The organism is Thalassolituus pacificus (genome assembly GCF_025318105.1).
GTDB lineage: Bacteria > Pseudomonadota > Gammaproteobacteria > Pseudomonadales > Oceanobacteraceae > Venatoribacter > Venatoribacter pacificus.
Window position 1 is genome coordinate 70105 of sequence record NZ_JAOANI010000012.1, and the last position, 25528, is coordinate 95632.

The following is a 25528-nucleotide window of genomic DNA, read 5'->3' on the forward strand; positions in this document are numbered from 1 at the left end:
TTCAGCGTGAATAACATTGGACCAAATCTGCAACACCTGTTGCGGCGGATATCTGCCACACCAGCGGATTTTCTGGATGATCCGAAAATGCATGGCCGTGGCGAGCTAGCAGTTGCCGCGCTGGTGCACGATACACTCCGCCAGACCGGCCATCAGGCCACTGCTGAACAACTGCAACGATTCACTGGCAGTCATGCAGAAAAGGATCACAACCGACTGAGGTTGGTAGCATTGGCCATCTGGGTACTGAACGATGACTGGTTTAAGAGCACATTACATGATGCCGATGCACTGCTGTCCCTGCTCGACCTGGCGATGCAGCAACTGGCCGATGTCAGTACGGCGACTAAATACATTAATGACAGTGAACGCCGTGAAGAATTTGCGCGTTTCCTTCTGGCGCGCCTCGACTACCGCCCTGCGGGCGAAAGTATTACACAAGCGACAGATCGTCTCAGTGCCCTGAGCACGACTGAGCGCAATCGTCTGCTACAGGAAAGCCGCGAAGCAGAAGCCCGCGCGCGGGCTATCCGTGAAGCTCTCGCAAAGCAGGCGGCCGCAGAATCTGCCGACAAGTGGACACGGGAATGAATCCGTATTTCGACCCGGAACGTTATCCTACTCTGAGCGAAGACGGTGCCCGTATGCTCAAATTTCTTCGCGAACATCCACAGGCACCAATCTACCGCAACAGTAGTGGCAATAAGCTTACCTCCGAGGATCTGAACCTGCTGGCTGACTATGAGCGAAAACTGAATAACAGCAGAGTCGACTGGAATGACCGTCAACTTCCACATTGGCTGAATACATTTGTCGATAACGTGTATCGCGACGTCCCATTTTACCGGTCGCAGGGACAAGTGCCCCAATTTAGCGGCATAACTCCAGTGACCCGAGCGGATTTCAGTCGCGATATTACCGCCTTCGTGCCTGACAGCGTCCCACTCGATCGCATGATCAATTTCCAGACCACAGGCACCAGTGGCAATCCATTATTGTTACCATCACATCCCCGTATCGCTGCGACATATCTGTGTTTTCATCGCCGGGCACTGCGCCGGTTTGGCATCGAACTGAGCCACGGCCCTGATAACGTTGGGGTTGTGCTGGTCGGATATCAGCGTCGTTGCTTCACCTATATTTCGGTCACACCGCAACTGGGCGAATCCGGCCTGGCAAAAATCAACCTGCACACTGACGACTGGGGAAAGCCCAGTGACCGTGAAGCCTATCTCGATGCGCTGAATGCGGAGATTTACACGGGTGATCCGTTGTCTCTGAGCGCACTGAAAAATCTGCCGCTAAGCACCCGCCCCAAAGCACTCATATCTGTTGGCATGATGTTATCGGATGGACTGAGAACAGAACTTGAATCCCACTTTAACGCTCCCGTGCTCGACATTTATTCGTTAAATGAATCAGGGCCTGTAGCGGTTTTCGATCAAGCTCTTGGCGGACACCTGCTATTACAGCCCGAACTCTATGTAGAAATTCTGGATACCGAAGGTAAACCCGTCTCCCCGGGTCAACGCGGCGAAATTACACTAACCGGTGGATTTAACTTCTGCCTGCCACTTCTGCGTTATCGTACTGGCGATTTCGCCTCACTCGCCTATTCGCCAGAAGGCCCTTTGCTTAAAGGTCTGAGCGGACGTAGTCCGGTACGCTTCCGTACGCAAGGCGGTGATTGGGTCAACAATATCGACATCACTCACGCATTAAAATCACTGCCATTGGCTCAGTTCGGTTTGCATCAGAACGCGGACGGCTCACTCTGCTTATCACTCGCACCGGTGTCTATGCATTATGCGCCTGCCTGCCTCAGCGCATTAGCATCTGTTTTCGGCAATCAGCTCATAAACGTAAAGTCCATTGAGAAAGAAGATAAAATCATGCAGTACACAAGCAATCTGAAAGGAGGGACACTGCAATGAGCGCGCTGGAAATCGCCTCTAATCTGATAACTACCATGTCTATTCTGCTGGCTGGGCGCAACAGCGTACACACCTGGTGGACCGGCATTCTTGGTTGTGTCTTGTTCGGGTTGCTGTTCTTTCAGGCTCAGCTTTATGCCGATGTAACGCTGCAGATATTTTTTGTTGTCACCAGTGCTTATGGCTGGATGCATTGGCGACGCGGAAATAATGGTCAGGCAAAGCCGATCACCCGTGCAGGTCTGCGCCATGTTGCACTAATTGCACCGCTCGGTCTGCTTGTTGCCTCGCTATACGCACTGATGCTCCACCGTTTCACCGACGCCTACGCACCACTTCTGGATTCACTTGTCCTGACATTCAGCGTTATTGCGCAATGCTTACTGATGCAGCGCCGCCTCGAAGCATGGTGGTTCTGGCTTCTTGTCAACACCATTGCAGTGCCCCTTTTCGCTAGCCGCGAGCTGTATCTCACGTCTTTCCTGTACGCTTGCTATTGGGTGAATGCCATCGTCGCATTCTTCTACTGGCGTTCACAGCTCACAAAAGACATAGACGCAACAGCATCAGCCAATGTCCCAGCTTAACCAGCAACGCTTTATCAACGGTCTGGTGGTCGGAAAATTCAGTCCTTTGCATTTAGGTCACGAATTTCTGATCACTCAGGCTCAGGCAGAATGTGAAAATCTTTATCTGATTTCGTACAGTGAACCCGAGCTGCCGGGATGCAATCGCTCCCGTCGCGAATCCTGGCTGCGCCAACGCTTCCCGAAACTGCCAATATTGGTTCTGGATCAAAGCGAATTAAAACGCGCTGCTACGAGCCAGGGCATAGACAACCCGCCGGATATCCCTGACAACGATGCCCCTGACAACGACCACCGCTACTTCTGTGGCTGGCTATGTCAGCACTTGTTTAATACTCACATAGACGCAGTATTCACCAGTGAAGATTACGGAGATGGATTTGCAGCCGAACTCACGAAGTACTTTCGCCAAACAGACCCTCAAGCTCCAGAAACGGTACACCGAAGTGTCGATCGCTATCGACAGAAGATTCCCGTATCCGGAACACAGCTACGCGCTGGCCCGCACAGTTTGAGGCACTTTATGGCACCTGAAGTCTACGCCGATTTTGTAGAACGAATTCTTCTGCTTGGTGGCGAGTCCACGGGTAAGACGACGTTGGCAGAAGCACTGGCTTCTGAGTTAGAGACACAATGGGCACCAGAATATGGTCGGGAGCGCTGGGATGAGCGCAACGGCAAACTTATATTCGAAGATATGCTCCATATCGGACAAACTCAGGTCGCTCGTGAACAGGCTCTCGCACAAAAATCCAATAAATGGCTCGTATGCGATACCAGCCCACTCACCACAGCTCTCTATTCCCAGGTTTTGTTTGACCACGTAGATCCAGCGTTAGAAGTGCTAGCCACCCGACACTATGACCACGTATTTCTGTGTGCCGCAGATTTTGACTTTGTTCAGGATGGTACGCGGCAAGATCCGGCGTTCCGCCAACGTCAACAGGAGTGGTACGAGAAAGAGCTTAACCGGCGTGACATTGCTTACAAGGTTGTGAAAGGTAATGTTTCAGATCGTGTAGAGTATATATCTAACCAATTAGGGTTTAAGGCACCTCTGAATAATTCTGCACAGCTTCGCGTGAGTGCTGCAGAGTGCTTTTGACAAGGCGTCGGTTGCAGTGAATGGCGAGTCCTTTATAAAATCGACAACACCGTCAAAACGCTCTGCAGCCCACGCCCTTAGGGGCTTGCTGAAAAAAATCCAGCTCGGTGTTGTCACGTTTTGACGTAACCCATGATGCCTTCAATATAGTGCCTTCAACATAGCGTCTTGATCTGAACTTTTTCAGTAAGCCGAAGCGGGCACTGAATTATTCAGAGGTGCCTTAACAAATAGCATCGATTTTTACAGAAATTACGATTTCCGAAGTTATATATTCCAATTACGACCTAAAATAAAGTCGATGAAAGCGCGCAAGATCATACACCAACGCCATCAACTTTTTAGGGGTGAAACTAGTGTAATGGTCAACTGTTTCCGGCCCCACTCAGGACCAAAGCTGCCAATGTGGCAAGCCTGCAGCACGGTTTATCCGTAAGCCGGGCATCTACGGAAGTTGCTACTAGAATTATCAGTTTTACTACCTACCCAACGGACAGCTGGTATGAGCGTCCAACGAAAACTGATCATTGTTTCTGCCCTTCCGGCCCAGCTGACGCTGTTTGTGATCATCACGAAAGCGGTCATCGACATGTTTGCCCAACGCGATAACCTGATCGACAGCCTCAGCTGCCAGATCGTCGCTATGCCAGCGGTACCGGATGAATACGCTTTGCGCACGCTCATCAGCCGCGAATTTGAGACATTTTTTTATGAAAAAGCCGAAATCGCGATTCCGGTTCTGGTTTTCGTTGCACTGACCAGCGTTAAACGCATTACCCCCGGTCTGAATAATCTGGCTGAAGGTGTTACCCGCATCGCCGATCCCGCTACCCCGCTCTCCATCGCCTGCAGGCACGGGATATAAACGAACTCAGCGCGCTGGGAAATGGCCTGAACCATTTTATGGATCGCATTGAAGCCACGTAGCGGGCGTAGTCGAGCTGGCGAGACAACAGCGAAGGTACGACGCTGGTCCGAAGGACATCAGTCAATCCCGCCATCTCCACCATACAAATAGAGAAGCCTCAACCGCAGTTTGGTTGGGGCTTTTTTATTTCTCAGAGTACGCACAGCAACAGGCTAAAAACGCATATCTGACGTCGTTGTCTACACTTAAGGCATCTTCACTCAGAATGGATGCCACCCCTAATGACCGTGCAACGTAAGCTGGTAATTGCTGCAGCTCTGCCTGCCATACTCACCATCATTCTGGTGATGGGCAAAGCCATTGCCGATATGCAGGTTCAACGCGACTACCTTATCGATCAGGTCAGCCGTTATCTGGCCAACAAGGATACAGTCCCTTCAGAGCAGGAACTGCAACGTTTTATGGCCAGCCAGTGGCAGGAAATTTTCAGCCAACAAGCCAGTGTCGCTATTCCCGTTCTGACCGCAGTGTCCATTGTGCTGATTATCTTATCGCTGCTCACCGTGCGCCGGATCACCAATGGTTTTACGCATCTGACCTCATCGGTCGAGACTCTGTCACGGCCAGAAACCCCGTTATCCTATCGCGTGCCGTTGCAAAATATGAATGAACTGCGACCTCTGGCTGAACGCCTTAACCGATTTATGCAGCGCGTTGATGATATGGTCGGAGGTATGGCCGACGCATCGGCAGCACTGAACCAAAGTTCATCTGTACTGAATAATAACTCCGCTGAAAATACCCGCCATGCGCAAAGTATGTCGCGTATTATGGACGGCGTATCCAGTGCCATGAGCGAATTAATTTCTGCATCAGCCGAAATTACCCGTAATGTTCATCAGGCCCACTCTCAGGTATCTGAGGTCAACAGTACCGGCCGCGCACTCAGCAACGATATTAAGGCACTGAATAATCAGTTTGGAGAACTGGGTAATATTATTAACAGCAGCTCTTCCGATGTCGCCGAGCTGAGCAATCAGGTCGATGGTATCTACGGCATCCTGCAAACAATCCGCGGCATTGCCGAGCAAACCAATCTGCTGGCACTGAATGCAGCCATTGAAGCGGCACGTGCCGGTGAACAAGGCCGGGGCTTTGCGGTCGTGGCCGACGAGGTACGTAATCTGGCCAGCAAAACCCAGAGCAGCACCGGTGAAATTCAGGGTCTGATTGAAAACCTGAAACAAAGTGCCAATCGCTCCATTGATGCCATGACCAACAGCACCGAGGCCAGCGCTTCGATGGCGGCTTCTTTTGCTAAAGCCAACGATCAGATTCTGGGATTATTCGGCAGCCTGAACACCGTTAACGACCTTAACTCTGAAATTGCTGCCGCCAGTGAAGAGCAAAGCACCGTTATCAGTGGTATTAACCAACACCTGCAGGAAGCCAAAGAAATTGCGGTCTATACCCGCGAGGCCGCCCAATCTACCGGCAGCAAATCGTCGGAACTGGCCGGTATTGCCAACAAATTAAAAACCATGATTCAGGGCTTTCGCCTGAGCTAAATATCAGGCCACTGCAATACGCAGGTGATGCGCATTGCAGTGGCGTTAATGTTTCCCGAAATCAGGCTATATAGCGCCCCCCCTAGGATCACCCACAGGATCACCGGCCTTAACAACCTTTCCACTGAACCTGAATATCTATCTTTATTCACCTTCTGCCTGCACCATAAAAACCTTGACCAGAGCTGTATGAAATCCGGACAATTTCGCTCAGGGACAGAATTATTTTTATGTAATACCATCATGCATCACTATCAGAACGACAGCATGAACGATAAAACATCAGGAAAGGTATTATGCGGGTTAATGATCATTCACTGCTGGCAGAGTTACTGCAGCAGCATCACTTAAATCATAACTGTCCGGATTCAGCGCAGGCAGTGTGGCAAAACTATGGAACAACAGCAGCGGTACTGATTACCGATATGAGCCGCTTCTCGGCCATTACCAAGGAAAAGGGCATTGTCTATTACCTGGCATTAATTCAGCGTATGCAGGGCATCGTTGAAGCCGTCACCCAAAAATTTAACGGTACCCTGATCAAATACGTGGCCGACGATGCTTTTGTATTATTTGCCGACAGTGCTTCTGCACTGAATGCATTACGCGAAATACGTGAGCTATTACATCAGGATAACCAGCAATTCCCCCATCATCACAATATCGAAATTGCCGCAGGTATCGCCTTTGGTGAATTACTTAATTTTCACGATCGTGAAATCTTCGGCGACCCGGTTAATGAAGCCAGTAAACTGGGTGAAGATACCGCAGCCGCCTGGGAAATCCTGCTGACGGAATCTGCTTATCTGAATCTGCCGGCCGAGATGCGCGAATATGACAAAGTCTGTGACCATAACTTCGGTGATCTGAGTATCCGCACCTATTATCTGAAGTGAAGTTCCGGAACAGGATAAAAGCAGATCAGTTTTTTGCACGGCCTTTGAACTCACCGGTACGGGTGTCGATTTCTACGGCATCCTGCAAACAATCCGCGGCATTGCAGAACAAACCAATTTACTGGCGCTTAATGCGGTCATTGAAGCGGCACGTGCCGGTGAACAAGGCCGTGGTTTTACTGTGTTTGCTGATGAAGTACGTAATCTGGCCAGCAAAACCCAGAGCAGTACCGGAGAAATTCAGGGGCTGATTGAAAACCTGAAACAAAGTGCCAATCGCTCTATTGATGCCATGACTAACAGCACCGAGACCAGCGCTTCGATGGCGGCTTCTTTTGCTAAAGCCAACGATCAGATTCTGGGGTTATTCAGCAGTCTGAACAGCGTCAACGATCTGAACTCAGACATTGCAGCCGCCAGCGAAGAGCGGAGTACGGTCATCAGCGGCTTTCGCCTGAACTGACCGGCATAAAAGGTAATGCGCGCAGGGTTATAGCCTGCGCACATCCACCGATACACTGAGCGTCGGATTTTCCCCACCGCCAAAAATAACGCCGCATAAGGGCGTCACATCAAAATAATCCCGTCCCCAGGCGGTAATAATGTGCTGTTCACCAGCCATGCAATTATTGGTCGGATCAAATTCGAACCACCCTTCTCCCGGAGCAAATACGGAAATCCAGGCATGGCTGGCATCGGCACCAAGCATTTTTTCCTGTCCGGGGGGCGGCAACGTTTCGAGATAACCGGATACGTATTTGGCAGCAAATCCGAGTGCACGCAAACACCCAATCTGCAAATGGGCAAAGTCCTGGCATACGCCCTGTTTGTTCTGCATCACCTCATCAATAGGCGTTGCGATGGTTGTCGCCTGCGGGCTGTAAGTAAATTCGCTGTAGATTTTCTGCGTTAACGCCATAACCGCCGACAGTAATGATTTTTCCGGCTGAAAAATACCAGCCGCATAGTCACGCAACGCATCATTGGCACGAATCATTGGCGAATCCAGCATAAACTCACGCGCCATTAAAACGGCTTCATCCTGATTATTCTGCATCTGCTGCAGCGCCGCGCCGCAGGTTATGCCCAGATCCAGATTCATCACCGTATCCTGCACATTGGTTTGCACATCGGTGGTGGCAATAATACGCAGGATTTTATGCGGCTGTTGAATCTCAAAATGCTGCGCCCAGTTGCCGTAATAGTCTTCACGGCGCACGCTGAACGAAGCCGCTGGCTGAACGTCCAGCTGAGTATTAATACATTGCTGCCGCCGTGTATTACGTGGCATTAAATGCGCCAGGTTATAACAATGAGAAACCCGGCTTTGATACTGATACTCGGTAATATGACACACGCGGTAACGCATCAGAGACTCTCCCGGTTGCTGTGCACCAGCTGCTGGGAAGCTTCACGGTGATCAAAATATTTATCGGTTATCTGCTCGCTGATCTCAGCCAGTAACTCCCGGCAGCGGCTCATTGTTTCCAGTAAATGCGGACGAAGACCGGCATCGGTCTGAACCAGATTTTTCAGCGATGCCAATTTTATCAGCACTTCGGTTTCGAGCAGAGTTCGCTCTTCCCGGCTGAGTTCGTGCAAGCCGACGGCCGCTTTCGGTAAAGCACGTAAATGCTCCCCCAATTGCCCCAGCTGATAAATTAATGAGCGCGGATTACTACTGTCCAGCAATACCAGATCAAGACTGGTATCAAGTACCATCCGGCCACGATAACGGCGACGGTAACTGATCAGACTTTCCAGCGATAATAATAACGCCTCCGCCAGTTTATTCTGATCCTGCGATGAAAATTCCGGAACCAGTAAATAATTCACCGCCAGACTGATCTGTTGTGCACGCTCCAGTCGCCGTCCCATTTCCATAAAACGCCAGCCAAATCCACGGCTCATACTTTCCTGCGTCAGCCCGGCAAAGGCCATTAATGCAGTGACCAAAGGATCAAGCGCTTCTTCCGGTGCCGAGCCCAGACTGGCGTTCAAATTACCGGGCAATACCTGCAATGCATCGCGGATATCGTTAATCACGCGGAATGTGTCGGACGACAACAGTTCTTTGGTTTCGTCGGCGCAATACAGCATCGCATTCAGGCTGGTAGCAATGCTGTTGGTCAGGCTGCCGTCAGACACCAGCTGCTGCAGACGCTGTTCCGCGGCAACGAAGCGATTATCGCTGGCTTCGTCGGCAGGCGGTATAGCAGCCACCGCCAGCAAGGCCTGTAGTAAGGGTTGCTTAACCGCGTCACTGATAGGCTCTTCGCCATTAAGCAGCATAAAGGTTGTGCGTAACATGCGCAGGGTGGTTTCTGCACGCTCGGCATAACGTCCCATCCAGAACAGGTTTTCCACCACCCGGCTGGGCAGGCTGATCAGATCGGCTTCACGCACCACCACGCTGTCATCCTGCGCACTATCTGCCGGAACACGTTCAGGTTCGGAAGCCACAACCCAGGTATCTTTACTGCGGGCACCGGCCTGATTGGCAATAACAAAACTGTTTTCACTGTTGCCAACCCGGGTCAGACCACCGGGCATCAGGGTGTAGGAAGAATCGCTGGCGACGGCAAAAGAACGCAGAATGGCCGGACGCGGAACCAGTGCATTGCCATTTTCAAACGTGGGAATATGTCCTGCAACGACCATAGGCTGAGCAACATATTGCAGCGGCTCGGCTTTAATTTTTGCCAGTAATTGTTGTTGCTCATCCGCGCTTAAACCGGCGACCTGAACACTGCGACTATCGATGTTGCGGTAGACGGGTTTAATGACCAGGTCGGAGAAATTTTTCTGCACAAAATCGAGATCATTTTGATCACCGCACCAATAGGTTGGCACCGATGGTAAACGCAATTCCCGCCCCAGAAGGGCTTTGGCTATCTCCGGCAAATAGCGTAAAAACACCGGATTTTCCAGTACCCCGGAACCTAACGGATTAGCCACCACCAGATTGCCGGCCCGCACAACTTCGAGTAAACCGGCCACTCCCAGACGCGAGTCAGAGCGTAATTCCACCGGATCACAAAACCAGTCATCCACCCGGCGTAATAAAACATCCACCCGGCTGAGACCATCAAGGGATTTCATCCACAGAAATCCGTTACGCACCACCAGATCGTCACTTTGCACCAACGGAAAACCGAGGTAGTTCGCCATATACGCATGCTCGAAATACGTTTCGTTGTGCGCGCCCGGCGTTAATACCGCGACTCTGGGTTGATGAATATTAGGAGACAGGCTGATCAGCTTCGCCCGCAGTCGCTGAAAAAATGCCGCCAGCCGATGCACATGGCTGTCGCGAAACAAGCTGGGAAATACCCGCGACATAACGGTGCGGTTTTCCAGTGCATAACCGGCTCCGCTGGGTGACTGAGTACGGTCACCCAGCACCCACATACGGCCGTCAGCACCGCGCATTAAATCCACGGCATGAATAATCAGGTCATGATCGCCGGGTAACTGAATACCATGGCAGGCACGCAGAAATCCGCGATGGCAAAATAAAGCCTCTGGCGGAATCACGCCCGTTTTAATTAAACGACGCTGACCATAAATATCGCGCAACAACAGATTGAATAATTCCGCCCGCTCCAGCAGACCGGCTTCAACATCGGCCCAGTCATCGCTGCTGATAATATTCGGGACAAGATCAAGTCCCCAGGTATGCGCAGGCGAGCTGGTATCACCGTATATGTTATAGGTTGCCCCATCATCCCGCAGGATACGCAGTGCTTTTTGCTGACGCTCGGCAAAGGCTTCCGCGCCCAGTTCATCCAGACTGCCCAGCAGGTAATGCCAGTGCGGTTTGATCTGACCTTCGGCATCGAAAGCATCATCCACCAACCCACTGACGGGCTGGTAGATCATCGCAGGGTTGTTGTTGGCTGGGGAAACACTCATAAAACCGCAATATCCATTGTTGTGTACCTGCCGCTCAGGTTGAACCTGATGTTCATCTTAACCCATCCGGCGCAGATCAAGGGTATTCGGATAATCGGCCGGCGCTTCTTCCGGCGGCGGACTCATGGGTTTCGGATCATGGTGCGGGAAGAACTGACGTAAAGCATCAATATCCGGTCGGGGTGAATACACACCCTGAGTATGGCCCAGCTCGCTGAACCGATTCACCCGGCGAGACTCCGCCTCAAAAGCATTGACCGGAAAGCTGTCATAGCTGCGGCCACCGGGATGGCTGACATGATAAGTACAACCGCCAATCGAGCGGCCATTCCAGGTATCAATCAGATCAAATACCAGCGGCGCATGAATATCGACCGTTGGATGCAACGCCGAAGGCGGAGCCCAGGCTTTGTAGCGCACGCCAGCCACAGATTCACCTTTGCGCCCGGTTTCACTTAGCGGAACGCGGCGGCCGTTACAGGCCAGCACATAGCGCTCAGCCGTCATACCCGTCACTTTAACCTGCAGGCGCTCAACCGATGAATCCACATAACGGGCAGTGCCAAAGCTACTGACCTCTTCGCCCAATACGTTCCAGGGTTCAATCGCCCAGCGCAATTCAATGCTGATGTCGTCCAGCTGTACCCGGCCATAATGTGGAAAGCGGAACTCTTCAAATGGACGCAGCCATTCAGCGCGGAAATCAATACCATGCGCCTGCAGGTCTGCCGCCACATCGCAGACATCGCGCCAGACAAAATGCGGCAGCATAAATTTATCGTGTAATTGTGTACCCCAGCGTACCAAAGGTTTTTTATAAGGCTGGCGCCAGAAACGAGCGACCAGCGCCCGGATTAATAATGCCTGCACCAGCGCCATACGCGAATGCGGTGGCATTTCAAAGCCACGGAATTCGAGTAAGCCTAAACGACCACTGCTGCTGCCGGGGGCAAATAATTTATCGATACAGAATTCAGCACGATGGGTATTACCGGTTACGTCGATCAATAAATTACGCAATATACGATCAACCAACCAGGGTTGTGGCACTTCTCCATCGGGTATCTGCTGGAAAGCGATTTCCAGTTCATACAGTGATTCATCCCGTGCTTCATCCACCCGCGGCGCCTGACTGGTCGGGCCAACAAAAGCACCGGAGAATAAATAAGACAACGATGGATGATGCTGCCAGAACGTAACAAAGCTGCGCAGCAAATCCGGCCGGCGCAATAACGGACTGTCCGCCGCCGAGTGACTGCCCAGCGTAATATGATTACCGCCACCGGTACCGGTATGACGGCCATCCAGCATAAATTTCTCGGCACCCAAACGTGACTCACGGGCAGCCTGATAAAGCTCGGTCATATTACTGACCAGATCACGCCAGTGGCTGGCCGGGTGAATATTCACTTCAATCACACCCGGATCGGGTGTTACCAACAATTTCTGCAGCCGAGGATCACGCGGAGGCTCATAACCTTCGATCATTAACGGTAATTTTAATTGCGCCGCACAGGCCTCCAGCTGCGCCAATAACTGAACGTAATGCTCCAGATAACTTAACGGCGGCATAAACACATGTAATTTTCCGTCCCGCGCTTCGATCGCCAGGGCCGTACGCACAACATCTTCAGCATCATTCGCAGTCGCGTCTTCTGTTGTTTCCTCTGCCTCTTTTTTAACACCTTGTGGCGCTTGTTTTTGCACGTCGGCGGACTGCACAGCCGATAACGGAGCAAACGCCGCCTGAGCCAGCTGCTCATGAGGAGGCAACGGCGGGTGCTCACGGAAAGGGTCCGCTTCAATTGATGGCGGTAACTCTTTCACCCAGGGCAGACTGTCCAGCGGTAAACGCAGACCGATGGGGGAATCGCCGGGAATTAATACCAAACGGCCACGACGGAACTCCCACAAACTGGATTGCCAGCAATTGCTGCTCATTTTCCAGCTTAACGGCAAAATAAATCCGGTTGGCGTATCCAACCCCTGATCCAGTACACGCGCCAGACGCCGGCGCGTCAGACTGTCTTTACTGCCGGCAATCTGTGCATCCAGGTTGGCCGGTAAATTTTGCTCCTGTAATAAATAATGCAGGCCATCTTCATAGGCCGGCTGTACATAACCGGCATCCAACCCCAGACGGGTACAGAGCAGGCGGGAAAATGCCTCAGCCTGAGCAAGCTCGTGTCCATAATCCTGATCCACCCGAGCCAACAGACCCGGATTACGCCATAACGGTTCGCCATCGGTACGCCAGAACAATCCCAGCGCCCAGCGCGGAACTTCTTCACCCGGATACCATTTTCCCTGACCGTAATGCAGCAAACCGCGTGGCGCAAAATGATTACGTAAACGCAGCAATAAACTCTTTGCCAGAGCCAATTTTTCTTTGCCCAGCGCAGCGGTATTCCATTGCGCCGATTCCATATCATCAACCGATACAAACGTCGGCTCGCCACCCATGGTCAGACGCACATCGTCGTGTTCCAGCATGGCATCAACCGCATCTCCAAGGGCTATAACATCCGCCCATTGATCATCGCTGTACGGCTTGGTGACTCTGGGATCTTCCAGAATCCGTTCGACAGTATTGCTGAAATCAAAGCTGACTTTGCATTTATCTGTTGCCCCCTGAATCGGCGCGGCAGATACCGGATCGGGTGTGCATGCCAGAGGAATATGCCCTTCCCCGGCAAACAATCCGGAGGTTGGATCAAGACCCACCCAACCAGCACCGGGAATAAATACCTCACACCAGGCGTGCAGATCGGTAAAATCTTTTTCCGGCCCGGAAGGGCCATCCAGCGCTTTTTCATCGGCGGTTAACTGCACCAGATAACCGGAGGCAAAACGCGCAGCCAGACCACTGTGCCGCAGTAATTGCACCAATAACCAGGCGCTGTCGCGGCAGGAACCTTTGGCCAGTTTCAGTGTTTCTTCCGGTGTCTGCACGCCGGGTTCCAGCCGGACGCAATATTCAACCAATGCCTGTACCTGCTGATTCACTGCCACCAGAAAATCAATCGTGCGTTGTTTTTGTCGCGGGACCTTAGCCAATTGCTTAGCAAATCGCCGGCCTTCTGTACTGATTTTAAGATAAGGCGTTAATTCTTTTTTCAGTTGTTTATCGTATTTGAATGGAAAGTTCTCAGCATACTCTTCCAGAAAAAAATCAAAGGGATTAATAACCGTCATATCGGCAATAACTTCCACCTCAACCGATAATTCACGGGTTTTCTCCGGAAATACGATACGTGCCAGAAAATTACCGTAGGCATCCTGCTGCCAGTTAATAAAGTGCTCTGCCGGAGTCACTTTCAGACTGTAGCTGTGAATAGGAGTACGGCTGTGAGGTGCCGGACGAAGACGGATCACATGAGGCGAAAGATTAACCGCGCGATCAAAGTGGTAATACGTGTTGTGCTGTAGTGCAACCCGGATGGTCATAGTGTCTCCGACACAAATTTACTGAGGCCTGTTTGTACAATCTGGCTGGCAACGATTACTGATCGGATAAAAACCAGGTTTTTCCAATCAGAGTATGCGCTTCGGCCATGGTCAGTTGCAGGGTATTGAGCATATCGCGGAAGACTTCGCCTAATTCTTCCGGTTCAGCACAAGCAGGAATCTCTTCCTGTAACTGGCGTAAAAAAGTAACCACCGCTTTGGATTTTGGCAGACCGCTGGCAACATCGGTCATTTGCGTGACGCAATACAGCAGCGAACGGGGAAAATCCTCATCAGCCAATAAATAGCGCACCACCAGATCGCCTTTCACCGACGATCGTGTTGTCCGTCGGTATGGCTGATCGGCATTTAATGAACGCAATACATTGCCCCAGATAATCTGCCGGCTGTTGACCGCGAAGTCATCGTCCTCAACCTGCAGAATCGCCGCGACGCCGGCATCCAGATTGCGGGTGGTCATATCCGCACGCTCCAGATTCTGACCCAGCTGCACCATATCCCAGGCTTCGTCACGTGGCATATTGACATACCAGAGACCGACCACCTGCTGACAGGCTTTAATGATATTATCGAGAAACTCATGGCGATTACTGCGGTTAATTCCCTGAGTCAGGTTTTCCTGCACATAGAGTGTTAACTCATTCACCATTTCCCAGGTTTCCGGTGGAATCACATCGCGGGTGGTACGGATATTTTCCCGTACTGCCTGCAATGAACTGATAACAGAGGAATAATTGCTTTCGTCGCCCAGTAGAAACTTCACCACATTACGTTCATCACGCACGGAGTAACGTTCGTTAAAATCCTGCTCCAGACTGTTAATCACAATCAGGTTATACCAGCCCAGGTTAACCTGACGTGGCAAGTCGAATAACAATTTGTCATAAATACTGAGCAGGCGCGCCGTACTCTCCACGCGTTCCAGATAACGCGCCGCCCAATAAATCCGTTCTGCAACTTTTGATAACATTATTCACCTGCCTTACTTGTCTTATCACTGCTGCCTTGCGACTGGCTCTGGCTTTGCTTCTGCGTTAGGTTATCGACAATCCAGGTATCCTTGCTGCCGCCGCCCTGCGAAGAGTTAACCACCAGCGAGCCTTTTTTCATGGCAACACGGGTCAGGCCGCCGGTCGTTACATAAGTATCCCGGCCTTGCAGAATAAACGGACGTAAATCCAGGTGACGTGGTTCAAGTTTGTTTTTACTGATCAGCGCCGGTGCCGTAGAAAGTGCCAGCGTTGGCTGAGCAATATAATTACGCGGGTTAGCTTTAATTAATTCGGCAAAGGTTTCACGTTCTTTTTTGGTCGAGTGCGGACCAATCAGCATACCGTAGCCACCAGATTCGTTGGCCGGTTTCACCACCAGTTTATCGAGGTTGGCCAATACATATTCACGTTGTTTATCGTCGTAACACAAAAAGGTTTCAACGTTCGGAATCAGGGGCTCTTCACCCAGATAATATTTAATAATCTGGGGAACAAAGGCGTACACCACTTTATCATCGGCAACACCGGCACCCGGAGCATTCGCCAGAGCCACATTACCCGCACGCCAGGCACGCATTAAGCCCGCCACACCTAATACAGATTCCGAGTCAAAAACTTCCGGATCAAGAAACAGATCGTCGATACGGCGATAAATCACATCAACCCGTTCCAGACCAGCAATGGTTTTCATATACACGCAGTCGTCATCACCAACGACAAGATCACTGCCTTCGATTAATTCTGCCCCCATACGCTGGGCAAGGAAGGCATGTTCAAAATACGCCGAGTTATAAATACCCGGTGTCATTACCACAATCACCGGTTTACTCACACGACGCGGCGACAGCGAACTCAGGGTTTCGAATAAATGTTCCGGATAATCACCCACCGGAGCGATATTCACCTTCTCGAATACTTCCGGAATAACCCGTTTCATAATCGAGCGGTTTTCCAGCATATAAGACACACCGGACGGTACGCGCAGGTTATCTTCCAGTACATAAAACTGGCCGTCTTTATCGCGCACCAGATCCGTGCCGCAGACATGAGCCCAAACGCCAAAACGCGGTCTGACGCCTTCGCATTCTTTACGGTAATTTTTGGATTGCTTGAGGACAAACTCCGGGATGATGCCGTCGCGGATAATTTTCTGATCGTGATACAGATCGTCAATAAACATATTCAGCGCCGTCAGCCGCTGCTTCAGGCCCGCTGCTGTTTTATCCCACTGACTGCGGGAAATAACCCGCGGTACAATATCAAAAGGCCAGGCACGGTCGATATTGCCACCTTCGGTGTATACCGTGAACGACACCCCCATTTCTTTGATGGTGGCATCGGCAGCAATTTTGCGCGAAATAATGTCGTCTTCCGACAGCGAACTCAGATAGTTAACAAGACGTTTGGCGGGCTGGCGGGGGTTGCCGGCACTGCTGAACAGTTCGTCATAAAACTCACCCTCTGGGGTGTATTCCTTCCACTCGATCGACATATCACTCCTTGCCGTCTGCTGTCAGACGCAATGTTTCTGTTCCGCCAGTCCCATCTCGTCCTGCCGCATCGTTCTGCTGCAGTGTCCTGTTGTTGCGTACTGTTGTAGCTCCCAGTAGTCGCGCCCTGTTGTAGCGCAGCTGGATTTCAACGGCGTTACCGAACGCACCAAAAAGGCTCACAGCGAACAAAGTTGCCATTGAGTCGGGACGGTTAGTCAGACCTCTTTCAAGATCAGTGCCAGTATTTGAGTGTGCTGCCTGACCGCTGAAGACAAAACATCTGTCGATACTTCTGCAACTAAAAGCTGAGTTTTTGCAGGTTTAAGAAAAGCCGAACATGGCTTCGAAAAGACGATGTAGCCAGAAGATGAATCAAAAGAAGGGGCTGAAAGAGATATGACAGGTATAAAAAAAGCTGCCGGAGCAGCTTTTTTATGTGGCGGGAAAAAGCAGATCAGCTTTTTGCGCGGCCTTTGAACTCACCGGTACGGGTGTCGATTTCTACCGCATCACCGATTTCAACAAATGCAGCAACCTGCAGTTCATAACCGTTTTCCAGAGTGGCCATTTTCATCACTTTACCAGAGGTATCACCACGAACCGCAGGCTCGGTGTAAGACACAGTACGGACGATGGTGGTTGGCAGTTCGATGCTGATCGCTTTGCCTTCGTAGAAAACCGCTTCACACACGTCGGTCATGCCGTCGGTCATAAAGTTCAGGGTATCGCCCAGGTTTTCTTTTTCCACTTCGATCTGGTTGTACTCTTCGTCCATAAACACGTACAGCGGGTCTGCGAAGTAAGAGTAGGTTACCTGACTGCGTTCCAGAATGATCGGTTCGAGTTTGTCGTCAGCCTTGAAAACCGGCTCCTGCGACGCACCGGTCAGCAGGTTCTTCAGTTTCATCTTTACAACAGCGGCGTTACGGCCGGATTTGTTGAATTCAGCTTTCAGGACAACCCATGCCTGACCATTCAGGCTCAGTACCTGACCGGCACGAAATTCGTTAGCAGTTTTCATAGAGAATTACCGGATATCAGTCGTTAAAAATGCGCTGCACTATACCCGATCCGTGGCGTAATGCACGAGATTTGATGCGAGGTCCCCAAGCGCCAACAGCTGCTGCTGCCAGGCCTGTGAATGGGCCTGCCAGAGCGGTAATTGTTGCAGCACCTCACACCAGTCTGCATGGGTGTCGGAGCCATTAAACGGTACCGCCAAAGGGGCCTGATTCCAGTACCTGAATGCCGTCATCAGCAGCGACGATAATGAGGGTTTATCACCACTCTCAAAGCGCTTCGTGCCGTGCAGATAATGCTGCAGAAAAGCGTCCAGCTTAAGCAGATGTGCATCATCTTCCTGACGGTAAATATGCCACAGCATCGGTTTGCCCAACATCTGCGCACGCACGAACGATTCTTCTCCGCGCACAAAATTCAGGTCGCACATCGCCAGCAACTGGTCATAACGTTGCTGCGACATAAACGGCATCACAGAAATATTTAATGATGCGCGGCGATAGGTATTACCTGCCGCCGTCACTTCGCCTAGCCAGGCATCCAGACCGGCCGATATACGCCCCGCCGGAACCAACAGATGCACGCTCTGCGGGTGCGCGGCCAACGCATCCAGCAACCCTTCCAGTGCCGGGTTTTCATAGGCAAACAGGCTGATCTGCAACGCGCATCCGGCCAGAGTTTCCGCCAGACCAAATTCGGCCAGAAACGCCTGCCGTGCCAGCGGCTGCGCCATGTGTTGCGGCAACAACGCCAACTCCGGTTCATACAACAGGCCACCGGTACCGGCGACAAAACCGGGAAAGAAAAAGGTCTTGCTCATGTTGTGCACCGGCGATTGGCTGAGATGAAAGCCAGGCACCCAATCTTCGGCACTCAGATACTCCAGATTAATCCAGCACGCGGCCTGACGGCGCTGCGCCATGGCGGCGATATAACGGTCGGGTAACTCACAGGCAAAGGCCTCAATCACCACATCACCGGTCTGCTGCGGACTGAGCGGCGCAAAGTCCTCTGTCCAGTGACGGATAATAATGCCCTGCTGTTGTTGCTCGGCCTGGTTGATATCCAGCGCCGGACACAAGGCGCAAAAACTGACCAGATCATCCACCCACAGCGTTACCTGCTGACCATGCTGCTGACGTAATTGCCGGGCAAGACGCCAGCACACACCGATATCGCCGAAGTTATCGATCACCCGGCAGAACAAATGCCAGTGGCGGACGGGCGGCAAATCAGGCATGACGGTCATGGGCAGCATCCATAGGCAAGGGCATATAGTGATGGGGGATACACAGGGTGTGTGCATGAAAGCTGAAAAAGGGCGTCATGATAAGAGCAGATGAGTTGTGAATGAAGTCGGCCACGATGCCGGTAACGGCTCAATTTGACAAAAATTCATACCTGGGACTGATCTCAGTGACATTTCTCTGCTAGTCTGTGGAAACATTGGCTAACAAACAACCAATCATGGGTACAGTATCGCGTCTTTTCTGGCTGATAACCGCATTCATGCTCTTGTCAGCGCCAGCATCAGCGGAGCCTGCTTCCGGCAACCAATCTGCTGCCTTAACCAACGGCCAGTTTGCACCTGACACCCTGGTGATCGGCGTGGAAACGACCGACTATGCACCCTACTACCATATACAAAATGACCGCTACAGTGGTCTGGCACGGGATATCCTCGATAGCTTTCTGACCGATGCCCACCTGATGGCCGATTATTATCCGCTGCCGGTGCCACGCTTGTTTATGTTATTTACCCAACAACAGCTCGACTTTAAATTCCCCGATAATCCTCAGTGGTCAGAAAACCTCAAAGCCGGACTCACCATCCACTACAGCCAGCCGGTGGTGCAGGTGACCGAAGCGGTGATGATACTCAAAGATCATCAGGGGCCGGTGCGTAATATCGGCACCATTCTGGGCTTCACCACCCCCGGTATTAATGCAGAAATTAAACGGGGAGAGCTGTCCCTGACTCAGGTAAATGGCATGGAGCAGATGCTGAAAATGCTGGAAAACCAGCGCATTGACGGTATCTATTTCAATACCCGTGTGGCGCAGGAAGCGGCCACTGAACGCGCAGAACCTTTAACTCTGATCACGCTGAACAGCATTGCCCCCTACCGTTATGCTTATTATTTATCGAGCATCAAACACCCACAATTGATCGAGCGCTTTGACCGTTTTATGCAGGAAAACCCGGAGGTCATCCGGGCGATACGCCAAAGCTACAGCGTTCCCTGAACGTCGTCAGCGCGCAATAACGGGTCCAGTGCTGTGGCCAGTTCAAAACCTTCCTCTTTAAGCCAGCGCAAGGCAGCATCAGTGTCGGCAAAAGCGCGGCGATGAAAGTCCTGCTCCGACTCCGTTACCATGTCTTCGAGCTGTAACTTCTTCAATAATGATGGCGTGTAAACATGGGCGGCGCGGCGCAAACCATGCTCAATGCACCAATGCACCAAAACCTCAATAATCGGTCCCATTTCCGGCACACCCAACTGCCATTCATCCAGCAGAACCATGTGCCCCCAGGGAGAGGATGACAGCTCCGCGGCATGCTCACGCAAGGCCTTGTCAAAAGCCCGCGCTGCTTCTTCATTCCAGCTGCCGGATAAACGGGCGACCAGAATATTACCATTGGTGGTTATAACAAACTCGCCATGCTGGATCCGCGTGTTAAGCATAGAAATTCCCAGAACCTGTGGTCACGAATAGGCGTACTGCCTGCCCTGTATAATTAACCCGGCGGCATAACCGGTCAAGCTGCTGCGCGGAATACGGCAGGAAAATCAGCGCGACACGGTTGTCCGCAGGGCATCACGTGTCTGGCAAAAGCAACGATAAAGCTATACATTAGTTATACATCAAGCTTCCTATGTATAACTAATGCCAAAACTGGGTCTTATTCTCGCCGATCAACTTACCCCCTCGCTGGCCAGCCTGCGCGCGCTGAACCCGCAACAGGACATACTGCTGCTGGCGGAAGTGGCGGAAGAAACCACCTACGTTGCCCACCATGTGCAGAAAATTGCCCTGCTGTTTTCGGCGATGCGTCACTTTGCTGAAGAACTAAGGCGTGCTGGCTGGACCGTGATATACCGCCCGCTGGATGCACCGGATAATGACCACAGTCTGCTGAATGTGGTGCAGCGCACCGTCACTGCGCAAGGCTGTAGCGAGCTGGTGCTGACCCAGTGTGGCGAATACCGCCTGCAGCACGCCATGAACAACGAATGGTCAGCGCAGCTTGGCGTGCCGCTACAGGTTTTCGAAGACGACCGCTTTATCTGCCTAACCGCCGACTTTTCCCGCTGGGCCAACGGCCGCAAACAGTTGCGCATGGAATACTTCTACCGCGATATGCGGCGCAAAACTGGTCTGCTGATGGACGGCGACCAACCCGTTGGCGGGCAATGGAATTTCGATGCCGACAACCGCGCCGCCTACAAAGGCGAAGTGCCGGTGCCGGACGCCCTGAACTTCAGCCGCGATGCTATCGATAACGACGTACTTGAGCTGGTGAGCAACCGCTTCGCTCAACCGCACAATCAGCATCCCGGCCAGCTACACCCCTTCCGCTGGGCGACCACACGTGAGCAGGCGCTCACGGCGCTGGAGCATTTTATTCAACATCGCCTGCCGCATTTTGGCCGCTATCAGGATGCCATGGTCAGCCGTGAGGCACTTGGCGAGCGTGCCGACACTCTGTTTCACAGCCTGCTGTCGCCCTATATCAATTGCGGCCTGCTGACACCACTGGAAGTGTGCAAAGCCGCTGAAGCGGCGTATTTCCACGGCCAGGTGCCACTGGCCGCCGCCGAAGGATTTATCCGCCAGATCATCGGCTGGCGCGAATATGTGCGCGGCATTTACTGGGCCTATATGCCGCAATACGCCAGCCGTAACAGCCAGCACAATGACCGTGCCCTGCCGCACTATTACTGGAGTGGCAACACCCAAATGCACTGCATGAGTGAGTGCTTCCGTACCACCTTTGATAACGCCTACGCGCACCATATTCAGCGTTTAATGGTGACGGGCAATTTCGCCCTGCTGGCCGGAATCCGCCCGCAGGAGATTTGCGACTGGTATCTGGCGGTCTACGCCGACGCCTACGACTGGGTAGAGCTGCCCAATACGCTGGGCATGATGATGCACGCCGACGGCGGCCTTTTGGGCAGCAAACCTTACTGCGCTTCCGGCAGTTATATTGCTCGCCAGTCTGACTATTGCGGCCATTGCCGCTACAACGTCAAAACCAGCGACCAGCCGGACAGCTGCCCGTTCAACAGCCTGTACTGGCACTTTTTAATCCGCCACCGCGACAGCTTCGCACGTAATCCGCGCATGGCCATGATGTATCGCAGTTATGAGCGCATGGCAGAAACCAAACAGCAGGCCATTCTGGCCCGGGCAGAGCACTGCCTGATCAATCTGGAGGCGTTGTAACCATGAGCGTCGCGGATGGCTTCCGTAACCCACACAACCTGCCGGTAAAAACCTGTCTTCAATGCCACCGTCCCTTTTGCTGGCGGCGCAAATGGGCGCGCAGCTGGGACGAGGTAAAGTACTGCAGCAAAGGTTGCAAACACAGGGCACAAAAAACACCGGCCAATATATGCGCCGCCGGTTCGGTGGAGGATGAATTCTGATGACTTCACCACCAGCGTCACAGAATCTGATCAATCTGGTATGGCTGCGCAATGATCTGCGCCTGCATGACCAGCCCATATTCAACACACTGGCAGCGCAGTCCAACGGCCCCGGTCTGGCCGTCGCTTTTATTCTGCCAGCGTATTGGCAACAGCCTGACAGACAGGGTCAGACCCGACTGGGGCTGGCGAAAACCCGTTTTCTGCGCGCCTGCCTGATTGATCTGCAGCGCAGCCTGTATGACCAGAATATCCGCCTGAATCTGCTCTACGGCGAGCCGGTTGAGTTACTGCGCCGCTGGTACGCCCAGCAACCCTTTCATCTGCACACCGCCTGTGCACAGGCACCGGAAGAGGCTGCCTGGCTGGAGCAAATCGCGACATTTGCGCCACTCAGTACTTACACCACCCACACCTTGTTCAGCGCCGGGCAACTGGCGCCGCTGCTTAACGACGCAGACTGGCCAGCCAGTTACAGCGCCTTCAGCCGCTGGCTGGATAAGTACCAGCGGCTTGCGGACATCGCCACGCCATTGCCCCCCTCGCTGTTGCGCGCCGATCCGTATGAGGCGCCATTCCGCGCCGCCGTACAGTGGCCCGATCATCAGCTGCATCAAATGCCGCCCTGGTGCGGACGGGTGCCGGTGAATACATTTCACGGTGGGGAAGACGCCGGGGTACGCCACCTCAGCCGTTACTTATGGCGTGACAACGCTATCCGCCATTACAAAGACAGCCGTAATCAGCTCGGCGGTCCGGGCTTTGCCAGCCAGCTCAGTCCCTGGCTGGCCTGGGGCGCACTGTCGGTGCGTAAGGTATGGGCCGAGATTGTGCGCTGGGAAACGAACAACCAAGACCATGAACACAGCGGCTGGCTGAAGAAAGAACTGTTGTGGCGCGAGTATTTTCACTGGACGCTGCGCATCAAAGGGTCTGCGCTGTTCCAGAATCCTGCCCCCGCAGCGTTTGATCAGCAACGCTGGCAGGCCTGGTGTGAAGCCCGCACCGGCTACCCGGTGATTGATGCCGGTCTGCGCGAACTGATTCACACCGGCTACAGCGCCAACCGCATGCGTCAATGGCTGGCGAGCTTCTTTATTCACCAACTGGGGCTCGACTGGCGACTCGGTGCGCGCTTTTTTGAGCAACATCTGATCGATGCCGATGTTGCCAGCAACTGGGGCAACTGGGCTTACATCGCCGGTTGCGGTCAGGACCCGCGCGGCGGTCGCTGTTTTAACCTCAACAAACAGCTGGAACTGTACGACCCGCACCTCACGCATCTGCAGCAATGGTTGCCGGAACTGAGCAGCGTAACCCTGAGCCAGGTGCAACAGCATCAGAGCGCTGGCCCGACACTGTCTTTGTGGCCGGCCCCCCTATCCCTGCCAGCAGCAACCTGAGGCGCTACTGATGCTGCATCTGGTCTGGTTAAAACGTGATCTGCGCCTGCACGATCATGCCGCGCTGGCGGCCGCCATCAGCGCTGTACGCCAGCAGGGTGGACGCCTTGCTTTGCTGTACGCCATCGAACCCGGCGTCTGGAGCCAGCCTGACAGCAGCCTGCGCCAGTGGCAGTTTGTGCGCGAAGCACTGTTCGATCTGCAGCAGCAGTTAACGCAGGATGCAGCGTTATGGTGTTTACGCGGCAATATGCCCGATGTGCTGCAGAGGCTGTGGCAACAGCAGCAGGCAAAAGGGCAATCCTTCTCTCTCTACAGCCATGAAGAAACCGGCAACCTGTTCAGTTATCGTCGCGATCAGGCCGTCAGGCAGTGGTGCCGGAAACACCAAATAACCTGGCATGAGTACGCCCAGAATGGCGTACGCCGTGCCAGCCGCAGCCGTCCCCACAGTCGCGATGACTGGGCTGCCCACTGGGCCGCGTTTATGGAACAGGCGCAACACGCCATGCCGTTGCTCAGCGAGTGTCCGTGGCTGCCCTGCCCGCTGCCGGATGCATTGCCGGTAACAGCACTGCCCACCAACCTCGGTTACGATCAGACCCCCTGCCCCGGTCGCCAACCCGGTGGGCGCAGTGCCGCACTGGCCCTGCTCAGCAGTTTTCTGCACAGCCGCGGGCGTTTTTACCGTGGCTCATTAGGCTCACCGCTGACGGCCGAACACCATGCTTCACGCTTAAGTCCTTATCTGGCCTGGGGCTGCCTGAGTGTGCGTGAAGTGCTGCAGGCGGTGCGCGCCGCCCAACAACAGGCACCGGATACACGCTGGCGCAACAGTCTGGCGGCATTCGAATCACGCTTATGGTGGCACTGCCATTTTATTCAGAAGCTGGAAGACGAACCGCTGCAGGAACAACAACCGCTGCATCCGGCCTGGGCCGGAGTGCGGCAGTTTAACTCGGCGTGGTACGCGGCCTGGGCTAACGGCCAGACGGGCTGGCCACTGGCCGATGCCTGCATGAAGTACTTACAGCACCATGGCTGGCTCAACTTCCGCATGCGCGCGATGCTTATGTCACTGGCCAGCTACCCGCTGTGGCTGCCCTGGCAACAACCTGCGCTGCATCTGGCGCGCTGGTTTACCGACTATGAACCCGGCATTCATTACCCGCAGGTGCAGATGCAATCAGGCACCACCGGCATTAACCCGCCACGTATGTACAACCCCACCCTGCAGGCACAGAAACAAGACCCGCAGGGCGTCTTTATCCGCCGCTGGCTGCCGCAACTGGCACAGGTGCCGGACAGCTGGATTCATCAGCCCTGGAGCATGAGTCAGCGCTTACAGGCACAGTGTGGGGTGACGATTGGCCGTGACTATCCTGCACCACTTGTCCATTTTGAACAGGCTACACGCCAGGCCCGCGAGCACATCCGTCAACTGCGCCAGCAACCGGCGTATCGCCATACCGCCATGGATATTGGTCAGCAGCACGGTTCACGTAAACGCCGTCAGAGCCGTGCGGTAAAAAGCGGTGATAGCAAAAGCGGCAGCAGCAAAATCAAAGCCAGCCCGGATCAGCTCGACCTGTTCTGAATCATAGTTAAAAACTTAATAAGGGAT

General features: G+C 53.0%; 21 protein-coding genes. 13 read left to right on the plus strand and 8 right to left on the minus strand.

Translation table 11 applies throughout. The annotated features are described in order from the left end of the window. Positions 1–6 precede the first annotated feature (6 nt). The 8 genes from NYR02_RS03345 to NYR02_RS03380 all read left to right on the plus strand — a co-directional run bounded on the left by NYR02_RS03345 (position 7) and on the right by NYR02_RS03380 (position 7421). Positions 7–591: a hypothetical protein gene (locus NYR02_RS03345; RefSeq protein ID WP_260974979.1), complete on the plus strand. Its 585-nt coding sequence runs from the start codon at positions 7–9 to the stop codon at positions 589–591. Further along, entirely contained in the window at positions 588–1934 is a 1347-nt protein-coding gene (locus tag NYR02_RS03350; protein ID WP_260974980.1) for a phenylacetate--CoA ligase family protein, read from the plus strand. Before NYR02_RS03345 ends, NYR02_RS03350 begins: the two co-directional genes overlap by 4 nt. Next, a complete protein-coding gene (pnuC, locus tag NYR02_RS03355; RefSeq protein WP_260974981.1) occupies positions 1931–2521 on the plus strand; it encodes a nicotinamide riboside transporter PnuC in 591 nt (196 codons plus the stop codon). Before NYR02_RS03350 ends, pnuC begins: the two co-directional genes overlap by 4 nt. Continuing rightward, positions 2508–3626, plus strand: coding sequence for an AAA family ATPase (locus NYR02_RS03360; RefSeq protein ID WP_260974982.1), 1119 nt, complete (start codon positions 2508–2510; stop codon positions 3624–3626). Before pnuC ends, NYR02_RS03360 begins: the two co-directional genes overlap by 14 nt. A 502-nt stretch (positions 3627–4128) precedes the next feature. Next, positions 4129–4491 carry a hypothetical protein gene (locus tag NYR02_RS03365; RefSeq protein ID WP_260974983.1) on the plus strand — a complete coding sequence of 121 codons (363 nt, stop codon included), beginning with the start codon at positions 4129–4131 and terminating at the stop codon, positions 4489–4491. Positions 4492–4775: 284 nt separating this feature from the next. Beyond that, positions 4776–6062 carry a methyl-accepting chemotaxis protein gene (locus NYR02_RS03370; protein WP_260974984.1) on the plus strand — a complete coding sequence of 429 codons (1287 nt, stop codon included), beginning with the start codon at positions 4776–4778 and terminating at the stop codon, positions 6060–6062. A 296-nt stretch (positions 6063–6358) separates the two neighbouring features. Beyond that, the gene (locus tag NYR02_RS03375; protein WP_260974985.1) at positions 6359–6958 is read left to right on the plus strand and encodes an adenylate/guanylate cyclase domain-containing protein; all 600 of its coding nucleotides are present in this window, start codon (positions 6359–6361) and stop codon (positions 6956–6958) included. A gap of 121 nt (positions 6959–7079) precedes the next feature. After that, positions 7080–7421 (plus strand): methyl-accepting chemotaxis protein, encoded by a 342-nt coding sequence (locus NYR02_RS03380; RefSeq protein ID WP_420864294.1) that lies wholly within the window; start codon positions 7080–7082, stop codon positions 7419–7421. Positions 7422–7448: 27 nt separating this feature from the next. Here NYR02_RS03380 and NYR02_RS03385 read toward each other — a convergent pair whose 3' ends face one another. The 7 genes from NYR02_RS03385 to earP all read right to left on the minus strand — a co-directional run bounded on the left by NYR02_RS03385 (position 7449) and on the right by earP (position 19095). Further along, positions 7449–8327, minus strand: a complete 879-nt coding sequence (locus NYR02_RS03385) for a transglutaminase family protein (protein ID WP_260974986.1) — start codon at positions 8325–8327, stop codon at positions 7449–7451. Continuing rightward, a complete protein-coding gene (locus NYR02_RS03390; RefSeq protein WP_260974987.1) occupies positions 8327–10873 on the minus strand; it encodes a circularly permuted type 2 ATP-grasp protein in 2547 nt (848 codons plus the stop codon). The genes NYR02_RS03385 and NYR02_RS03390 overlap by 1 nt, the downstream gene beginning before the upstream one ends. Positions 10874–10930: 57 nt before the next feature. Beyond that, positions 10931–14320, minus strand: a complete 3390-nt coding sequence (locus tag NYR02_RS03395) for a transglutaminase family protein (RefSeq protein WP_260974988.1) — start codon at positions 14318–14320, stop codon at positions 10931–10933. Positions 14321–14375: 55 nt separating this feature from the next. Beyond that, complete coding sequence (locus tag NYR02_RS03400; RefSeq protein ID WP_260974989.1) at positions 14376–15311, minus strand: alpha-E domain-containing protein; 936 nt, start codon at positions 15309–15311, stop codon at positions 14376–14378. Further along, complete coding sequence (locus NYR02_RS03405) at positions 15311–16825, minus strand: circularly permuted type 2 ATP-grasp protein (protein ID WP_260974990.1); 1515 nt, start codon at positions 16823–16825, stop codon at positions 15311–15313. Before NYR02_RS03405 ends, NYR02_RS03400 begins: the two co-directional genes overlap by 1 nt. Positions 16826–17280: 455 nt before the next feature. Further along, the gene (efp, locus tag NYR02_RS03410) at positions 17281–17847 is read right to left on the minus strand and encodes an elongation factor P (protein ID WP_260974991.1); all 567 of its coding nucleotides are present in this window, start codon (positions 17845–17847) and stop codon (positions 17281–17283) included. A 39-nt stretch (positions 17848–17886) separates the two neighbouring features. Continuing rightward, on the minus strand, positions 17887–19095 hold the full coding sequence (earP, locus tag NYR02_RS03415; protein WP_260974992.1) for an elongation factor P maturation arginine rhamnosyltransferase EarP: 1209 nt from the start codon (positions 19093–19095) through the stop codon (positions 17887–17889). Between the two features lie 218 nt (positions 19096–19313). Between earP and NYR02_RS03420 the strand changes: the two genes are divergently transcribed. Then, positions 19314–20093, plus strand: a complete 780-nt coding sequence (locus NYR02_RS03420; protein WP_260974993.1) for a substrate-binding periplasmic protein — start codon at positions 19314–19316, stop codon at positions 20091–20093. On the opposite strand, the gene NYR02_RS03425 is transcribed toward NYR02_RS03420, so the two are convergent. Next, complete coding sequence (locus NYR02_RS03425) at positions 20078–20533, minus strand: hypothetical protein (RefSeq protein ID WP_260974994.1); 456 nt, start codon at positions 20531–20533, stop codon at positions 20078–20080. The genes NYR02_RS03420 and NYR02_RS03425 overlap by 16 nt on opposite strands. Before the next feature lie 202 nt (positions 20534–20735). Between NYR02_RS03425 and NYR02_RS03430 the strand changes: the two genes are divergently transcribed. Genes NYR02_RS03430 through NYR02_RS03445 form a run of 4 tightly spaced genes read left to right on the plus strand, consistent with a single transcriptional unit; the run spans position 20736 to position 25501 of the window. Beyond that, positions 20736–22298, plus strand: a complete 1563-nt coding sequence (locus NYR02_RS03430) for a cryptochrome/photolyase family protein (RefSeq protein WP_260974995.1) — start codon at positions 20736–20738, stop codon at positions 22296–22298. A 2-nt stretch (positions 22299–22300) separates the two neighbouring features. Next, a complete protein-coding gene (locus tag NYR02_RS03435; RefSeq protein ID WP_260974996.1) occupies positions 22301–22501 on the plus strand; it encodes a DUF2256 domain-containing protein in 201 nt (66 codons plus the stop codon). Continuing rightward, complete coding sequence (locus NYR02_RS03440; RefSeq protein WP_260974997.1) at positions 22501–23904, plus strand: DASH family cryptochrome; 1404 nt, start codon at positions 22501–22503, stop codon at positions 23902–23904. The genes NYR02_RS03435 and NYR02_RS03440 overlap by 1 nt, the downstream gene beginning before the upstream one ends. Positions 23905–23914: 10 nt before the next feature. Beyond that, positions 23915–25501, plus strand: coding sequence for a cryptochrome/deoxyribodipyrimidine photo-lyase family protein (locus NYR02_RS03445; RefSeq protein WP_260974998.1), 1587 nt, complete (start codon positions 23915–23917; stop codon positions 25499–25501). Positions 25502–25528: the final 27 nt, after the last annotated feature.

Excerpts from the sequence above, each read along its gene's own strand:
- NYR02_RS03370 (WP_260974984.1), top strand. The coding sequence starts at position 4,776 with ATGACCGTGCAACGTAAGCTGGTAATTGCTGCAGCTCTGCCTGCCATA.
- NYR02_RS03425 (WP_260974994.1), bottom strand. The coding sequence starts at position 20,533 with ATGCTTAACACGCGGATCCAGCATGGCGAGTTTGTTATAACCACCAAT.
- efp (WP_260974991.1), bottom strand. The coding sequence starts at position 17,847 with ATGAAAACTGCTAACGAATTTCGTGCCGGTCAGGTACTGAGCCTGAAT.
- NYR02_RS03360 (WP_260974982.1), top strand. The coding sequence starts at position 2,508 with ATGTCCCAGCTTAACCAGCAACGCTTTATCAACGGTCTGGTGGTCGGA.
- NYR02_RS03375 (WP_260974985.1), top strand. The coding sequence starts at position 6,359 with ATGCGGGTTAATGATCATTCACTGCTGGCAGAGTTACTGCAGCAGCAT.
- NYR02_RS03405 (WP_260974990.1), bottom strand. The coding sequence starts at position 16,825 with ATGTCGATCGAGTGGAAGGAATACACCCCAGAGGGTGAGTTTTATGAC.
- pnuC (WP_260974981.1), top strand. The coding sequence starts at position 1,931 with ATGAGCGCGCTGGAAATCGCCTCTAATCTGATAACTACCATGTCTATT.
- NYR02_RS03395 (WP_260974988.1), bottom strand. The coding sequence starts at position 14,320 with ATGACCATCCGGGTTGCACTACAGCACAACACGTATTACCACTTTGAT.
- NYR02_RS03440 (WP_260974997.1), top strand. The coding sequence starts at position 22,501 with ATGACTTCACCACCAGCGTCACAGAATCTGATCAATCTGGTATGGCTG.
- NYR02_RS03430 (WP_260974995.1), top strand. The coding sequence starts at position 20,736 with ATGCCAAAACTGGGTCTTATTCTCGCCGATCAACTTACCCCCTCGCTG.
- NYR02_RS03420 (WP_260974993.1), top strand. The coding sequence starts at position 19,314 with ATGGGTACAGTATCGCGTCTTTTCTGGCTGATAACCGCATTCATGCTC.
- NYR02_RS03385 (WP_260974986.1), bottom strand. The coding sequence starts at position 8,327 with ATGCGTTACCGCGTGTGTCATATTACCGAGTATCAGTATCAAAGCCGG.
- NYR02_RS03435 (WP_260974996.1), top strand. The coding sequence starts at position 22,301 with ATGAGCGTCGCGGATGGCTTCCGTAACCCACACAACCTGCCGGTAAAA.
- NYR02_RS03390 (WP_260974987.1), bottom strand. The coding sequence starts at position 10,873 with ATGAGTGTTTCCCCAGCCAACAACAACCCTGCGATGATCTACCAGCCC.
- NYR02_RS03365 (WP_260974983.1), top strand. The coding sequence starts at position 4,129 with ATGAGCGTCCAACGAAAACTGATCATTGTTTCTGCCCTTCCGGCCCAG.
- earP (WP_260974992.1), bottom strand. The coding sequence starts at position 19,095 with ATGACCGTCATGCCTGATTTGCCGCCCGTCCGCCACTGGCATTTGTTC.
- NYR02_RS03445 (WP_260974998.1), top strand. The coding sequence starts at position 23,915 with ATGCTGCATCTGGTCTGGTTAAAACGTGATCTGCGCCTGCACGATCAT.
- NYR02_RS03400 (WP_260974989.1), bottom strand. The coding sequence starts at position 15,311 with ATGTTATCAAAAGTTGCAGAACGGATTTATTGGGCGGCGCGTTATCTG.
- NYR02_RS03350 (WP_260974980.1), top strand. The coding sequence starts at position 588 with ATGAATCCGTATTTCGACCCGGAACGTTATCCTACTCTGAGCGAAGAC.